Source organism: Sideroxydans lithotrophicus ES-1 (assembly GCF_000025705.1).
Classification (GTDB): domain Bacteria; phylum Pseudomonadota; class Gammaproteobacteria; order Burkholderiales; family Gallionellaceae; genus Sideroxyarcus; species Sideroxyarcus lithotrophicus.
Genome location: NC_013959.1, coordinates 2,827,409 through 2,841,208, shown reverse-complemented (window position 1 = coordinate 2,841,208; position 13,800 = coordinate 2,827,409). Strand labels below are relative to the sequence as shown.

The following is a 13,800-nucleotide window of genomic DNA, read 5'->3' as shown; positions in this document are numbered from 1 at the left end:
CATGCATGAGCACTTCCTTACCTGACAAGCCACGCAGCCTGTTGCGCCGCTACCTGGTGGCGGGTTATGCCGTGTTCATCATATACGCCAGCCTGACGCCATTCACCGGATGGGAGGAGCAGGGGCTGGAGTTCTGGGCGGTGCTCACTTCGCCATTGGGCCTCACTTACACCGGTTTCGACGCACTGAGCAATCTGTTGGCCTATTTCCCTTTCGGTCTGCTGCTGGCACTCACTTTCCGCACGTATTTCGGCAACGCGGCCAGCGTGCTGCTGGCCACCCTTGCCGCCGTGTCGCTGTCGGTGGCCATGGAGTACCTGCAGATGTACCTGCCCATGCGCACCAGCTCCAATGCAGACATATTGAGCAACTCCTGTGGCTCCTTGTGCGGAGGGCTGCTGGCGGTGTCCATCAAGCGGCGCGCGTGGTTCGTACGGGTGACCCAGTGGCGCATCGGGCTGTTTCGGCAAGGCAATGGAGTGGACTTCGGCCTGGCACTGGTGATGCTATGGATGTTCGCGCAGATCAACCCGTCATTGCCGATGCTGGGCAATGTGTTCATCACCGAGCCGGCCTATCGCATGTTCATTGCGAGCCCGCCGGAACCGTTCAGCCCGTGGGAAAGCCTGGCCGTCGCATTGAACCTGCTGATGGTGGGCACCTTGCTGCTGACCTTGCTGCGCACCCGCCGGCATGTGGCCGTTGGCCTGATGCTCATGCTGGGCATCGTGGCATTGGTGAAGTTCATCGCGGCGGCATTGCTGCTTAAATCGTGGGCGTTGCTGCTGTGGCTGAACAGCGAGGCGATACTGGGTATCGTGATCGGCTTGCTGCTGATCACCGGTGCCGCATGGTTGCCGCCGCCGCGGCTGATCTGGGCGACTGCACTGGCGGCGCTGAGTTATGTGATACTGGCGAACTGGGTGCTGGACAGCGGCACCCCGTCTGCCGCAATGAGACTGTACCATTGGCATTTCGGTCATCTGCGCAATTACAACGGCCTGTCGCATACCGTGTCGCTGGTGTTCCCGCTGCTGTTGGGCGGTTACCTGTGGTGGGCGCGGGCATCATACAAACAGGAACGAGAATGAGTCATTACGACAAACATGTGTTTTTTTGCGTGAACCAGCGTCCGGCGGGAGAGGATTGCTGCAACAACCATGATGCGCAGGCGGCGCGCGATTATGTCAAGGACAAGGTCAAGCAGCTCGGTATCTCCACCGAAAAGCACCAGGTTCGCATCAATTCGGCAGGCTGCCTGGGGCGTTGCGAGCTGGGACCGGTACTGGTCGTCTATCCCGATGCAGTCTGGTACACCTACGTCGACCGCAGCGACCTCGACGAGATCATCGAGGAACATATCAGGAACGGGCGAGTCGTCGAGCGCTTGAAGATCTGATGGCGACAGTACTGGAAAAATTCACCACCAGCGGCACGGCAGGCGATATCGAGGGCATCGTGCACATGCCGGATGAGATCACCTGCGGCATCGCCGTGGTGGCGCATCCGCTGCCGACCATGGGCGGCACCATGGAGAACAAGGTGGCCGTCATGCTGGCCAAGACGTTCACCGAACTCGGCTGCGTGGCACTGCGATTCAATTTTCGCGGCGTCGGCGCGAGCGCAGGCGAATTCACCGGCGGCGACGGCGAAGAGCAGGACATGGTCGCCGTCGTGCGCTATGCGCAGGAACAGTTCGGCCAGGAACTGTCGCTGATCCTGTCCGGTTTCTCCTTCGGCGGTTATGTCGCCGCACGCACCGCACAGCAAGTGCATCCGCAGCACTTGATCCTGGCTGCTCCCGCGGTGGGCCGCTTCGCCATGCCCGCGGTCGCGCCCGACACGCTGGTCATCCACGGCGAGCATGACGATGTGGTGCCGCTGGCCGACGCACTGGAATGGGCGCGCCCGCAACACCTGCCCATCGTGGTGCTGCCGCAGGCGGAGCATTTCTTCCACGGGCGGCTGACGCAGTTGCGCGACATCGTGAAGCGGCATTTCAACGGGGTGGAACTGTGAAGCAAAAACACAAGAGCAATCAGCCACAGAGAACACAGAGAGGGCAGAACGGGATTTTCTCTGTGAGCGCTGTGTTCTCTGTGGCTGAAAAGGTTTAGCAGAATGAATGCAGTGATCAAAGCTATCGGGCTGCAAAAATCCTACGGCGGGCAGCGCGTGGTGGACGGTCTCGACCTGTCCATCCACAAGGGCGAATGCTTCGGCCTGCTCGGCCCGAACGGCGCGGGCAAGACCACCACGCTGCGCATGCTGCTGGGGCTGATCACGCCTGATGCAGGCAAAGCCATGCTGCTCGACCTGCCGGTGCCGCAGGCGGCGCGCGAGGCGCGCATTCGCGTCGGTGTGGTGCCGCAGATGGACAACCTCGATCCCGACTTCAGCGTGGCCGAGAACCTGCTGGTGTACGGGCGCTACTTTGGTCTGCACGACAGCGAGATCGAGGCGCGCATCCCGTCGCTGCTGGAATTCGCCAGCCTCACCCACAAGCGCGATGCCAAGGTGCCGACGCTGTCCGGTGGCATGAAGCGCCGCCTCACGCTGGCGCGGGCGCTGGTGAACGATCCCGATGTGATCTTCCTCGACGAGCCGACCACCGGGCTCGATCCGCAGGCGCGCCACCTGATCTGGCAGCGCCTGCGCGAACTCACGCAGCAGGGCAAGACGCTGCTGCTCACCACGCACTTCATGGACGAGGCCGAGCGCCTGTGCCACCGCCTTGCGGTGATGGATAACGGCAGGCTCATCAGCCAGGGCACGCCGCGCGAACTGATCGAGGGCAATATCGAGCCGCAGGTGGTAGAGGTGTTCGGCGAAACGGCCGCGCAATGGGCCGGCGAATGTGCTGCCGGATTCTCGCACCGCTTCGAGGTCAGTGGCGAGTCGGTGTTCTGCTACGTGAAGGATGCGCAACCGCTGGTGGAACACCTGCAAAAGCAAAGCGAATTGCGCTACCTGCATCGCCCGGCGAACCTGGAAGACGTGTTTCTCAAGCTAACAGGCCGGGAGATGCGCGAATGAACCTGATCTTCCGCATGCTGTGGGTGCTCATCCGTTCGCTGTTCTGTGCGCGCATCGAAGACAACCGTTTCGTCAGCGAATTCAGCCTGCATGTATTGCCCAACGATATCGACATCAATTTCCACATGAACAACGGACGCTACCTGACCATCTGCGATCTCAACCGGGTGGACATCTTCGCGCGCAGCGGCTTGCTGAAAGCCATGTTCAGGCGCAACTGGATACCGGTCATCGCCGAGCACACCATGACTTACAAGAAACCGCTGGGCATCTTCGAGCGTTACAGGGTGAAGACCGAAGTGACGCACTGGGACGAGAAATATTTCTACATGAAACACAACTTCAGCAAGGACGAGCGCATCGCGGCGGAAGGCACATCGAAGGGTTGCGTGTATGCACGCGGCATCGGTGTGGTCAGTCCGGCCGACGCCATCGCCGCAGTGGAACAGGACAGATCGAAATGAGCAACAGCGACTATGCATTGCCGCGCCTGAGCCTGCGTTTCTTTCCCATCTGGCAGCGTCATTGGCTGGTATGGAAAAAGATCGCGGCACCTTCCATCCTCGGCCATCTGGCCGACCCGGTGATCTACATGCTGGGCCTCGGCTACGGCCTGGGCAGCCTGCTGCCGAGCATGGGCGGTTTGCCGTACATGGCGTTCCTTGCCGCCGGCACGGTGTGCTACAGCACCATGAACAGCGCCAGCTTCGAGGCGTTGTATTCCGGCTTCGCGCGCATGCACGAACAGCGTACCTGGGAGGCCATCCTCAACACGCCGGTCTCGCTGGATGACGTGGTGCTGTCCGAGATATTGTGGGCGGCCACCAAGAGCCTGATGTCCGGTGCGGCGGTGCTGGCGGTGATCTGGCTGCTGGGGCTGTCGCATTCGCTGATGTCGCTGTGGATGATCCCGCTGGCCTTGCTGATCGGTTTGGCCTTTGCCGCCATCGGGTTGATCATGACTGCGCTGGCACCCGCCTATGACTTCTTCATGTACTACTTCACGCTGGTGATCACGCCGATGATGCTACTATGCGGCGTCTTTTTTCCGGTCACCCAGCTGCCGGAAAGCATGCAAATGGTCGCCGGCATGCTGCCGCTGACGCACGCGGTCGACCTGGCCAGGCCGTTGATGAGCGGCAACGTGCCGCCGCAAGCGGGATTGCATATCGGGGTGTTGCTGGCGTATACCCTGAGCGCTTTTTATATTTCGCTGGTGTTGTTCCGTCGTCGTCTATCGAGGTGATCATCATGTTGTGGCTGAAAGCTTTCCATATCTTTTTCGTCGTCAGCTGGTTCGCCGGCCTGTTCTACCTGCCGCGCATCTTCGTCAATCATGCGATGGCGGAAGAGCAGGCGGTGCGCGAACGACTGAAGCTGATGGAACGCAAACTGTACAAGTTCGTCACCCCCATCGGCCTGCTGGCCGTCATCACCGGACTGTGGCTGTGGTTCGGCTTCGGCTTCAGCGGCGGCTGGTTGCATGCGAAGACCACGCTGGTTGCCGGGCTGGTCGCCTACCACCTGTATTGCGGCCATCTGGTGAAGGTGTTCGCCGCAGACCGCAACACCCGCAGCCATGTCTGGTTCCGCTTCTTCAATGAAGTGCCGGTGCTGGTGCTGCTGGCCGTGGTTATTCTGGTTGTTGTAAAACCATTTTAGCCACAGAGTACACAGAGACCACAGAGAAAACCGCCGTTCATCTCTGTGTACTCTGTGGTCTCTGTGGCAATAGTTCTCAAGGTTCATTAGATGCCTGACTTTTTTGCTACTTGCCCACGCGGACTGGAAAAACTCCTCGCCGACGAACTGATTTCTTTCGGTGCCACCGATGTGCGCATCAGCGCCGGCGGTATCTCCTTCGCCGGCGACTGGCCGACTTGCTACCGCGTCAACCTGCAAAGCCGACTCGCTTCGCGCATCCTTTGGCGTGTAAAAGACGCCACTTATTTCCGCGACGAGCAGGATGTGTATAAAGCTGTTTACGATCTGCCGTGGACGAAGTGGTTCGATGTGAGCTGCACCATCCTGGTCAAGGTCACCGCGATCAAATGTCCATTGAAGAGCCTGGAGTTCATCACGCTGAAGATCAAGGACGCGGTGTGCGACAAGTTCCGCGCTGAGAAGGATGCGCGTCCCAGCGTGGCCAAGCTCGATCCGGACATGCGCATCCATGCATTCTTCGAAGGCGAGAAGTTCACGCTGTATCTGGATACCTCCGGCGATGCGCTGTATAAGCGCGGCGTGCGCATCCACACCAACATCGCACCGCTGCGCGAGAACCTGGCTGCGGGCATCCTCAAGATGACCGGCTGGAAGCCCGGCATCCCGCTGCTCGACCCGATGTGCGGCAGCGGTACGTTCCTCATCGAGGCGGCGCAGATCTCGCTCAACATCCAGCCCGGTATCGCGCGCAATTTCGCGTTCGAGAAACTGAAGAACTTCGATGCCAGGACGTGGAACGCGATGCGCGAAAGCGCCATCGCCGCGCAACTGCCGGTGAGCGAACTGCCCATCTACGGCAGCGACCTCTATGGCGATGCACTCAAGGCTGCGCACCAGAACCTGGAAGAGGCGGGTATCCGTGAAACGGTCGATCTGAAGCAATGCAACGCGCTGGAAGTCTCGCCGCCGGAAAAGGAAGGCGTTCTCGTGGCGAACCTGCCCTATGGCGAACGCATGGGCGACGAAGACGAATTGGCCGAGCTGTATCCGCAACTCGGCGATGTGCTGAAGAAAAGATTCGGCGGCTGGAGCGCCTACCTGTTCACTGCCGATCTGCGCATCGCCAAGCTGATGCGCCTGACCCCATCCAGACGCACGCCGCTCTACAACGGCGCGATCGAATGCAGATTGTTCGAGTATAAGATCGTGGCGGGAAGCAACCGCCCGAAGTGACGGCTGCCCGGCCTACCTGCCTTTGACGCGCGGTTTGGCATAGAGCAGTTTCAATTCGAATATCTCCTGCCATGCCTGCTCCGGGAAGCCATCGCGATCCATCCTGCCGCCGCCGCGGCCGTTGGGCTGCAACAGGTCGGCGAAGTAGGGTTCCGCTTCCGGCGAGTTCCACAGCTGGACGATCTTTTCCAGGATGTGCGGGAATTTCTCGCTGAGCGTTTTCGGATATTCCTTCGGACTGCATTTGAGCGTTTGCAAAACGACTTCCCTGCTGATCATTGCTTCCCCTTTGTTATCTGATCACTTCCATGGCAGTGCTTGCATAGAGCCCAGCCATGCTCCTGTTCACAGCGTAAGACCCAGCCGCTGGATGCGTCAATACCCCTTATTGACCAGCCCGTCTCATCCAAAGAATGCCTTGCGTATCCAGCCGACCATCAGCAGCAATATGAATATCCCGAAGACAAGGATGGCGATGTCCATCTGCGTGCCCAGAAAACGCGTGCCGTCCCGCCTGTCGTTGCGGTTGCTCCAGAAATAGAGGCCGAACACGATCGATACCGGAACGGAAATGCACAGCAGGACCACCACCAGACCCCAATCCATTTGCACCGATCACCTCCGCAACTGTGCTTCGAACTGATTGATCGGTACCGGCTTGCTGAACAGGTAGCCCTGGTGATGGATGCAACCTTTTTCCAGAAGGATCTGCCGTTGCGCTTCCGTCTCCACACCTTCGGCGATCACGTTCAGGTTCAGGCTTTGCGCCATGGCAATGATGGTGCGCACGATCGCCCGGTCGCTGCTGTCGGAGACCAGGTCGCAGATGAACGACTGGTCGATCTTGAGCTGGTCGAGCGGCAATTGCTTCAGGTATTGCAGGGATGAATAGCCGGTGCCGAAGTCGTCCAGCGAGAACCTGATGCCGATCTCGCGCAGCGCGTTCATGGTGGCGATGGTGTCCTGGATGTTTTCCAGCAACAGACTCTCGGTCAGTTCCAGCTTGAGAAGTTTCGGGTCGATGCCATGGCGCTGCACGGCAGCATCGACCTGCGCGACGAAATCGGGCTGGCGGAACTGCTTGGCACTCACGTTCACCGCCAGAACCAGTCCGCGCGTCAGCGCATCGTGCTGCCAAGTCTTGAGCTGGGCGCAGGCCGTATCCAGCACCCATAGCCCGATGGGAACGATCAGCCCGGTCTCTTCCGCCAGCGGAATGAATTGCGCTGGCGACACCAGGCCGCGTTCGGGGTGTGCCCAGCGGATCAGAGCTTCCGCTCCTGTCGCGCGGTGCGAACCGTCTTCCTGCACGCTGTCCACCTGGACCTGGTAGAACAGATAGAACTGGTGCAGCTCGAGTGCCTTGCGCAATTCATTTTCCAGGGTGGCGCGCGAATTGATGGTCTCCTGCATCTGCGGATCGAAGAAGCGCAGTGCGTTGCGGCCAGCACGCTTGGCCTGGTACATGGCGATGTCGGCCTGTTTCAGCAACTCGTCCAACGATTGCTGGTGATCGTTGAACAGCGTCGCGCCGATGCTGGGTGTGTTGCGGTATTCGTGCTTGCCCAGCTGGTAGGGCTGGTTGAGTGCAGCGAGTATCTTTTCGCCGACTGCCTCGGTCTGCGCTGCGGCTTCCAGGTCCTTTTCGCTCAGATCCTCCAGCATCACCACGAACTCGTCGCCGCCCAGACGGGCCACGGTATCGCCTTCCCGCACGCAGGTTTCCAGGCGATGCGCGACCTGCTGCAGCAACTGGTCGCCGACATCGTGTCCCAGCGTGTCGTTCAGCGTCTTGAAATTGTCCAGGTCGATGAACAACAGCGCGCCTTCCCTGCCGCTGCGCGAACTGGACGCCAATGCATGTTTGAGCCGGTCGAGCATGAAGCGCCGGTTCGGCAATCCGGTGAGCGGGTCGCTGGTCGCCTGCGATTGCAGCAGGTCGTTCATGTTTTCGAGCTGAGCGTTCGCGCGCTTCAGTGCAGCCCGCGATTCGTACAGCTCGGTGATGTCGCGCCCGATCGCCAGGACCGAGGTCAGCCTGCCGGACGAATCGCGTTCTGCCGTCAGCCGGATATGGTTGCAAAGCTCCTTGCCATCCTTGCCCTGCCATTTCAATTCGAACAGGGCATTGTTGCCGGTAGCGAACACTTCGACGATCTTTGCTTCAAACTTGTCGAATTCCGGGCCGCCCGGAATTTCGGATGGCTTCTTGCCCAGAATTTTTTCGGCGCCGCCGGGGAACGATGAGGCTAAAGCGGGATTGACGTAGATGCGCCGGCATTCGTGGTCGTAGCGGGCAACCGTGTCGGGTGAGTTCTCGATCAGGGTGCGCGTATCCTGTTCCAGGACGATGAGCTGTTCTTCCTTGCGTTTCCGCTCATCGATGTTGAACGTCACGCCGACGAAGCGCTGGCCCCGGTCGTCACCATGACGATCCATGATCTTGCCGTAGTTGGCAAACCAGACCCAGCTGCCATTCTTGGCGCGGATCCTGAATTCGCAACGATATTGTTCCTTGCTGCCGCTCAGATGGTCGTTGATGGCAGACTGGACCACCGGAACATCGTCGGAATGGATGAGCGTGAAATAATTGTCCAGACAGTCGGTGATTTCTTCATTGCTGTAGCCAAGCTCCATAAAGGTCTTGGCTGCGCTGCGCGAAACCTCGCCAGTGATCAGGTTGTTCTCCCACAGGTCGAGACCTGCCGCTTCAAGAGCGAGCTCCAGGCGTTCCTGATTGATGTCCTGTTCACTCATTCGGTAATCTCGAGCATATGCGGAAAATGAACAGTCGTGCCTTCCATTGGTCCAATGCGCAGAGTCGGCTTCGGCATGCCATGTCCTTCCGTTCTTTGTTTGGGTATTGTTTACAGCAAGACGCGCGCCAGACGATGAAAATCCGCCAATGCAGGCGCATACAGGGGATGCCGCCGAGATCCCCGTGCGGCGATGACGGAACCAGGACAGTTTCCGACGAAGTCCTGACTGAAATATGCTGATGGACAATAAGGGCAAATGTAACAAAGCCGATTGTTTTCCAATTGTTTTCCGCCGCATCGACAGGGATGTCGACGCCGCTGGTCCACGGTGCAATCCTGTCGATGCTGCGCAAATTGATACATCTGTCGAAGTTGTTGTCGATAAAGGCAACGGCCCGGCAAAAATAGGAGAATAATTCGAGCAGGCTCGTTCGATCCCTGCAAAAAATTGCTGCGAACGTGAGCCGATGCTATCTGTCTGAACTTCACCACAACAGGAGCTTCAACATGAAACGTATACTGATCGCAGCAGCAGTGGCTGCCGCAACTCTCACCACTACATCTTATGCTGCCGACGTAGGCGTTTCGGTCAGCGTAGGCCAACCCGGTTTCTATGGCCGGATCGACATCGGCAACTTCCCCCAGCCGGTAGTCATCAATGCCCAGCCGGTGATCGTGCAGCGGGGCAGGGACGAGCGTCCGCCGATCTACCTGCGCGTGCCGCCTGGACATGCCAAGCACTGGAGCAGGCATTGCCACGAATACAACGCTTGCGGCGAGCGCGTCTTCTTTGTGCAGGACGGTTGGTATAACCGCGAATATGCTCCACGCTACCGGGAAGAACATCGCGGTGACGAGCGCCGCGACGAACGTCGGGACGAGCGCAGGGATGAAGGACGCGGAAATTACCAAGGCCGTCGCGATGAAGGCCGCGACGGCGATCGCCGCGGTAATAGCGGCGAGCACAGACGCGATCGCGATTAGCCGACGCTGATCGATCGGTCATTGCGGGATCCCGACAGAGTCGGATGATCCCGTCGCCGGGGATGGTTCGGCACCTGCATGCATGAGTCACTGGTTTATCGGACTGGAGGTCACATCATGAAACACATCCGTTATCTGCTCGTAGTGTTGCTGATGCTGTGCTCGGCGCCATCGCATGCCGATCAGCTGAGCGTCCGGATCGCGACGCCGAATGTCAGCATCGGGTTCGCCCTGTCGAACTACCCGGACTTTGTCCTCGTGCCGGGTTACCCGGTCTATTACGCTCCGCAGCTGGAAGCGAACCTGTTCTTCTACGACGGCGAGTACTGGCTCTACCAGGATGACAGCTGGTACGTCAGCACGTGGTACAACGGCCCCTGGTGGCTGGTGGATCCGGACGATGTACCGGTGTTCATCCTCAGGGTGCCGGTGCGCTACTACCGCATGCCGCCGGTGTACTTCCAGGTCTGGCTGTCGAATGAACCGCCGCACTGGGGCGAACACTGGGGTCATGAATGGGAACAGCGCAGAAGCGGCTGGAACAGGTGGAACCGCAACGTCCACCACAGGCCGGCCCCGTTGCCGGACTATCAGCGCCAATATTCGGGCGATCGCTATCCTCGGCAACTGGAGCAGCAGCGCGAACTGGAACAAAGGCATTATCGTTACCAGTCCCGCGATCCCTACCTGCAGCAGCGCTTCCAGCAGCAACCGGTGCAAGGCGGGCCGGTCATGCAGCAAAGACAACGTGCACCGCAGGAAGGTGGCGCGATGCAGCAGAACGCACCGTTCTCTCGCCCCACTCCGCAGGGTGCACAGGCTGTTCCTCGCGCCACTTCACCGCAACGAGGCGGCGCGAATGAACAAAGTCCGATCGTCGTCACGCCGCGGCAGGGACGCACGGAAGCGCAGGATCGCAAGCAGCAGACCCAGCCGGAAACGATGCGGCGCGAGCAGCAGATGCAAAGGCCGCAAGAGCGCGAGACCAGGCAGCAGGACAGGGAGATCAGACAGCAGGAGCGGGACTCGAGGCAGCAGCGCTATGAAGGCGAGCGCGACTCGAATCGCGGGCCGGGATGGAACCAGGAGCGCAACCGGGACAGGCAATGAGTTGCCGCCATTGATCCGCCTAATGGGGGCGCTGTCTGCCGTAGAGTATTTGCAGTTGCAGGATCTCTTCCCACGCCTTGTCCGGAAAACCGTCGCGGTCGAATCTGCCGCCGCCGCGACCATTGGGCTGCAGCAGATCGGCGAAGTAGGATTCAGCATCGGGTGAATTCCACAGTTTGACGACCTTTTCCAGCACGTGGGGGAAGCGTTCATCAAGCGTTTGCGGGTACTGGCTGGGGCTGCATTTCAGCGTTTGCAGGACGACGTTTCTATTGATCATGGCTGTTCTCCATTGTCATTAGATCACTCACGGTCGTGCATGAATCGCGCGAACCCCCGTGTGCCGCATAGCGTAGACCCGGGCGCGCAGCGGCGTCAATTCCGGCGGGTTCGATTAACTACTGTGGAGATGGGTATTCAGGATGCTCGATCCGGCTGCAGCATCGCCTCGAACTGTTCGACTGGCACCGGTTTCCCGAACAGGTATCCCTGGAAATGGGTGCAGCCGTTATCCTGCAGGAACTGTCGTTGTTCTTCCGTCTCCACGCCCTCGGCGATCACATCCAGGTACAGGTTCTGCGCCATGGCGATGATGGTGCCGACGATCTCGCGGTCGTTGCTGTCGGACGCGATATCGCGCACGAACGACTGGTCGATCTTGATCTGGTCCAGCGGTAGCCGTTTCAGGTATTGCAGGGACGAATAGCCGGTACCGAAGTCGTCCAGCGAGAACTGCACCCCGATCTCCTTCAGTGCGTTCATGGTCCTGATCGTGTCTTCGATGTTCTCCAGCAGCATGCTCTCGGTCAGCTCCAGCTTGAGCAACTTCGGATCGATGGCGTGGCGCTGCACGGTGGCCCGCACCTGGAAGACGAAATCCAGCTGGTGGAATTGGGTCGCGCTCACGTTCACCGCAAGCACGAGATCGCGGGTGGGTGCATGCTGCTGCCATGTCTTGAGCTGGGCGCAGGCAGTGTCCATCACCCATTGTCCGATGGGCAAGATCAGGTCCGTCTCTTCCGCCATGCCGATGAACTGGTCGGGCGGCACCAAGCCGCGCTCGGGGTGCATCCAGCGTATCAATGCCTCCGCACCCAGCGGCCGGCCCGATGCGTCCACCTGGATCTGGTAATGCAATCGGAATTGCTGCCGGTCGAGCGCCTTGTGCAATTCGCCTTCCAGCGCGACACGGGCGGTGACCGCGTCCTGCATCTGCTGGTCGAAGAAGCGCACCGTGTTGCGGCCCGCCTGCTTGGCCTGGTACATGGCGATATCGGCGCGCTTCAGCAGCTCTTCCTTGGCCAGCTCGTGGCCGCTGAACAGCGTTGCGCCGATGCTGGGAGTGCAGCGGTATTCATGTGCAACGAGCTGGTAAGGCAGACCGAGCATGGCGAGTATCTTCTCGCCGACGGCTTCCGTCTGCGCCGCCGCTTCGAGATCGTGTCCGCCCAGGTCTTCCAGCATCACCACGAATTCGTCCCCGCCCAGGCGTGCGATGGAATCGCCTTCGCGCACGCAGGAAGCCAGGCGTTGGGCGACCTGCCGCAGCAGCAGGTCGCCCATGTCGTGGCCCAGCGTGTCGTTGAGCGCCTTGAAATTGTCCAGGTCGATGAACAGCAGTGCACCTTCCCTGCCGCTGCGCGCGCTCGAAGCCAGCGCATGCTGCAGCCTGTCCAGCAGCAGCCGGCGGTTGGGCAGCCCGGTGAGCGGGTCGTAGAACGCCAGGTTGTTGATCTTCTCCTCGGCCGCCTTGTGTTCGGTGATGTCCTGGACGATGGCGATGCCGCCGGCGATCTGACCATTGTGGTCGTGGAAAGGCGTGCAAGTGATGTATGCCCATCCCTCGGCATCGCTGTAGGTGGCGAGGTAATGTCCTTCAAAATTGCTTCTCTCGCCCTCCAGCGCCTTGCGCAGGCTGGGCAGGATGGCCTGGTCCTTGACCAGTTTCATATCCAGGCCGATCACGTGCTCGACGGAGTTGTGCAGCAGCTCGGCGAGGCGGTCGTTGCAATAGGTGATGACCAGATCGGTGTTGTAATGAAAGATGCCGACCGGCAAATGGCTCAGCAGCAAACGATAGCGTTCTTCGCTTTCCCGCACCTTGCCTTCGCGCGCTGCGGCTTCGATGCGCAGGATGATGTTCTCGCATATGTTCTGGTTGATGCGCCGGATGCTCGCGATCATGAAGCCCAGATACAGCAGCACCGCCACGCCCATCGCTTCTGACAGATGGTCTCCCGTAACGAACAGGCGGATCGCGACCGGCAGGCTGAGCAACACCGAGAAAGCAACAGCGCTGACCAAGTCGGCAGAAAAAGAGATCACGCCGCCGGCCGTCATGCCCGCCAGCGTGAAGATCAGGAACATCACATATTGCGGATGATGGGCCGGGAACAGCAGGAGGCCGGCCGAACCCCATACTGCTCCTGCAACCACGACGCCGATGCGGAACTTCTGCAGCCTGGCTTGCACCGCAGCAGCGTCATCGAGTCGGAGGGTTTGCGGGGAATAGACCAGCGCGGCCCGCAAAAGCGAGGCCAGCACCATCAGCAAACACCAGACGAGCAGTTCGCTGGAAGGAACCACCGTTCGTTGTATATAAGCGAGTATGGCAGCAAGAGAGATGCTGGTGATCAGCGACACCTTGCTAACGGAAAGCAACTGTCGCAGCTGTGCAGATTGTATTGCCGTCTTGTCTTTCAATTTTATTATTGCTTCCGATCGGAGATCGAAAAAGTCTTGGGCGAAAGGCGATGCGGATTCGGGCTGAAGGTTGATGGATTCGTACGGATTATGCCTTAAAATCCAGCGGCAACGTTTCAGTTTTGTTGCAAATGCCCTGCCATCCTGTATGTCCTTCATGGGACAATGAAAAATATCACCCCACCGTGCACCATTGCGGCCGTGGCGGGATACGGCGATTTTTCATGAATCATTTGCAGTGCGGCGGGACTAACGTACGCGGCTTGTTCATCAGCCGGTTCCATTACCTTAACTTTGCAAATTCACGAGC

Annotated in this window: 16 protein-coding genes; 11 read left to right on the top strand and 5 right to left on the bottom strand. The window is 59.6% G+C overall.

Features of this window, described 5'->3' with window-relative positions:
• Nucleotides 1–5 precede the first annotated feature (5 nt).
• The 8 genes from SLIT_RS14090 to SLIT_RS14055 all read left to right on the top strand — a co-directional run bounded on the left by SLIT_RS14090 (nt 6) and on the right by SLIT_RS14055 (nt 5,934).
• Nucleotides 6–1,091 (top strand): VanZ family protein, encoded by a 1,086-nt coding sequence (locus tag SLIT_RS14090; RefSeq protein WP_013030942.1) that lies wholly within the window; start codon nt 6–8, stop codon nt 1,089–1,091.
• Nucleotides 1,088–1,399, top strand: coding sequence for a (2Fe-2S) ferredoxin domain-containing protein (locus SLIT_RS14085; protein WP_013030941.1), 312 nt, complete (start codon nt 1,088–1,090; stop codon nt 1,397–1,399). Before SLIT_RS14090 ends, SLIT_RS14085 begins: the two co-directional genes overlap by 4 nt.
• Nucleotides 1,399–2,019 carry an alpha/beta hydrolase gene (locus SLIT_RS14080; RefSeq protein WP_013030940.1) on the top strand — a complete coding sequence of 207 codons (621 nt, stop codon included), beginning with the start codon at nt 1,399–1,401 and terminating at the stop codon, nt 2,017–2,019. The genes SLIT_RS14085 and SLIT_RS14080 overlap by 1 nt, the downstream gene beginning before the upstream one ends.
• A gap of 102 nt (nt 2,020–2,121) precedes the next feature.
• Nucleotides 2,122–3,036 carry an ATP-binding cassette domain-containing protein gene (locus SLIT_RS14075; RefSeq protein WP_013030939.1) on the top strand — a complete coding sequence of 305 codons (915 nt, stop codon included), beginning with the start codon at nt 2,122–2,124 and terminating at the stop codon, nt 3,034–3,036.
• Nucleotides 3,033–3,500: a thioesterase family protein gene (locus SLIT_RS14070; protein ID WP_013030938.1), complete on the top strand. Its 468-nt coding sequence runs from the start codon at nt 3,033–3,035 to the stop codon at nt 3,498–3,500. Before SLIT_RS14075 ends, SLIT_RS14070 begins: the two co-directional genes overlap by 4 nt.
• The gene (locus SLIT_RS14065) at nt 3,497–4,282 is read left to right on the top strand and encodes an ABC transporter permease (protein ID WP_013030937.1); all 786 of its coding nucleotides are present in this window, start codon (nt 3,497–3,499) and stop codon (nt 4,280–4,282) included. Before SLIT_RS14070 ends, SLIT_RS14065 begins: the two co-directional genes overlap by 4 nt.
• Before the next feature lie 5 nt (nt 4,283–4,287).
• On the top strand, nt 4,288–4,698 hold the full coding sequence (locus SLIT_RS14060; protein WP_013030936.1) for a CopD family protein: 411 nt from the start codon (nt 4,288–4,290) through the stop codon (nt 4,696–4,698).
• Between the two features lie 90 nt (nt 4,699–4,788).
• Nucleotides 4,789–5,934 (top strand): THUMP domain-containing class I SAM-dependent RNA methyltransferase, encoded by a 1,146-nt coding sequence (locus SLIT_RS14055; RefSeq protein WP_013030935.1) that lies wholly within the window; start codon nt 4,789–4,791, stop codon nt 5,932–5,934.
• A 12-nt stretch (nt 5,935–5,946) separates the two neighbouring features.
• Here SLIT_RS14055 and SLIT_RS14050 read toward each other — a convergent pair whose 3' ends face one another.
• From SLIT_RS14050 to SLIT_RS14040, 3 genes are all read right to left on the bottom strand, one after another.
• On the bottom strand, nt 5,947–6,213 hold the full coding sequence (locus tag SLIT_RS14050) for a hypothetical protein (RefSeq protein WP_013030934.1): 267 nt from the start codon (nt 6,211–6,213) through the stop codon (nt 5,947–5,949).
• 123 nt (nt 6,214–6,336) lie between these two features.
• Nucleotides 6,337–6,540: a hypothetical protein gene (locus SLIT_RS14045; protein WP_013030933.1), complete on the bottom strand. Its 204-nt coding sequence runs from the start codon at nt 6,538–6,540 to the stop codon at nt 6,337–6,339.
• Nucleotides 6,541–6,549: 9 nt separating this feature from the next.
• Nucleotides 6,550–8,691: a bifunctional diguanylate cyclase/phosphodiesterase gene (locus SLIT_RS14040; protein WP_013030932.1), complete on the bottom strand. Its 2,142-nt coding sequence runs from the start codon at nt 8,689–8,691 to the stop codon at nt 6,550–6,552.
• 241 nt (nt 8,692–8,932) lie between these two features.
• On the opposite strand from SLIT_RS14040, the gene SLIT_RS16155 reads away from it, so the two are divergent.
• The 3 genes from SLIT_RS16155 (at nt 8,933) to SLIT_RS14030 (ending at nt 10,787) form a co-directional block, all read left to right on the top strand.
• The gene (locus SLIT_RS16155) at nt 8,933–9,109 is read left to right on the top strand and encodes a hypothetical protein (RefSeq protein WP_190272138.1); all 177 of its coding nucleotides are present in this window, start codon (nt 8,933–8,935) and stop codon (nt 9,107–9,109) included.
• Nucleotides 9,110–9,200: 91 nt separating this feature from the next.
• Nucleotides 9,201–9,677 carry a hypothetical protein gene (locus tag SLIT_RS14035; RefSeq protein WP_013030931.1) on the top strand — a complete coding sequence of 159 codons (477 nt, stop codon included), beginning with the start codon at nt 9,201–9,203 and terminating at the stop codon, nt 9,675–9,677.
• A 117-nt stretch (nt 9,678–9,794) separates the two neighbouring features.
• Nucleotides 9,795–10,787, top strand: a complete 993-nt coding sequence (locus tag SLIT_RS14030; RefSeq protein ID WP_013030930.1) for a hypothetical protein — start codon at nt 9,795–9,797, stop codon at nt 10,785–10,787.
• A 19-nt stretch (nt 10,788–10,806) separates the two neighbouring features.
• Here the strand turns inward: SLIT_RS14030 and SLIT_RS14025 are convergent, their stop codons facing one another.
• Together SLIT_RS14025 and SLIT_RS14020 are read right to left on the bottom strand one after the other, a co-directional pair.
• A complete protein-coding gene (locus SLIT_RS14025) occupies nt 10,807–11,067 on the bottom strand; it encodes a hypothetical protein (protein ID WP_013030929.1) in 261 nt (86 codons plus the stop codon).
• Nucleotides 11,068–11,204: 137 nt separating this feature from the next.
• Nucleotides 11,205–13,649, bottom strand: coding sequence for a putative bifunctional diguanylate cyclase/phosphodiesterase (locus SLIT_RS14020; RefSeq protein WP_013030928.1), 2,445 nt, complete (start codon nt 13,647–13,649; stop codon nt 11,205–11,207).
• Nucleotides 13,650–13,800: the final 151 nt, after the last annotated feature.

Excerpts from the sequence above, each read along its gene's own strand:
- SLIT_RS14090 (WP_013030942.1), top strand. The coding sequence starts at position 6 with ATGAGCACTTCCTTACCTGACAAGCCACGCAGCCTGTTGCGCCGCTAC.
- SLIT_RS14085 (WP_013030941.1), top strand. The coding sequence starts at position 1,088 with ATGAGTCATTACGACAAACATGTGTTTTTTTGCGTGAACCAGCGTCCG.
- SLIT_RS14080 (WP_013030940.1), top strand. The coding sequence starts at position 1,399 with ATGGCGACAGTACTGGAAAAATTCACCACCAGCGGCACGGCAGGCGAT.
- SLIT_RS14075 (WP_013030939.1), top strand. The coding sequence starts at position 2,122 with ATGAATGCAGTGATCAAAGCTATCGGGCTGCAAAAATCCTACGGCGGG.
- SLIT_RS14070 (WP_013030938.1), top strand. The coding sequence starts at position 3,033 with ATGAACCTGATCTTCCGCATGCTGTGGGTGCTCATCCGTTCGCTGTTC.
- SLIT_RS14065 (WP_013030937.1), top strand. The coding sequence starts at position 3,497 with ATGAGCAACAGCGACTATGCATTGCCGCGCCTGAGCCTGCGTTTCTTT.
- SLIT_RS14060 (WP_013030936.1), top strand. The coding sequence starts at position 4,288 with ATGTTGTGGCTGAAAGCTTTCCATATCTTTTTCGTCGTCAGCTGGTTC.
- SLIT_RS14055 (WP_013030935.1), top strand. The coding sequence starts at position 4,789 with ATGCCTGACTTTTTTGCTACTTGCCCACGCGGACTGGAAAAACTCCTC.
- SLIT_RS14050 (WP_013030934.1), bottom strand. The coding sequence starts at position 6,213 with ATGATCAGCAGGGAAGTCGTTTTGCAAACGCTCAAATGCAGTCCGAAG.
- SLIT_RS14045 (WP_013030933.1), bottom strand. The coding sequence starts at position 6,540 with ATGGATTGGGGTCTGGTGGTGGTCCTGCTGTGCATTTCCGTTCCGGTA.
- SLIT_RS14040 (WP_013030932.1), bottom strand. The coding sequence starts at position 8,691 with ATGAGTGAACAGGACATCAATCAGGAACGCCTGGAGCTCGCTCTTGAA.
- SLIT_RS16155 (WP_190272138.1), top strand. The coding sequence starts at position 8,933 with ATGGACAATAAGGGCAAATGTAACAAAGCCGATTGTTTTCCAATTGTT.
- SLIT_RS14035 (WP_013030931.1), top strand. The coding sequence starts at position 9,201 with ATGAAACGTATACTGATCGCAGCAGCAGTGGCTGCCGCAACTCTCACC.
- SLIT_RS14030 (WP_013030930.1), top strand. The coding sequence starts at position 9,795 with ATGAAACACATCCGTTATCTGCTCGTAGTGTTGCTGATGCTGTGCTCG.
- SLIT_RS14025 (WP_013030929.1), bottom strand. The coding sequence starts at position 11,067 with ATGATCAATAGAAACGTCGTCCTGCAAACGCTGAAATGCAGCCCCAGC.
- SLIT_RS14020 (WP_013030928.1), bottom strand. The coding sequence starts at position 13,649 with ATGAAGGACATACAGGATGGCAGGGCATTTGCAACAAAACTGAAACGT.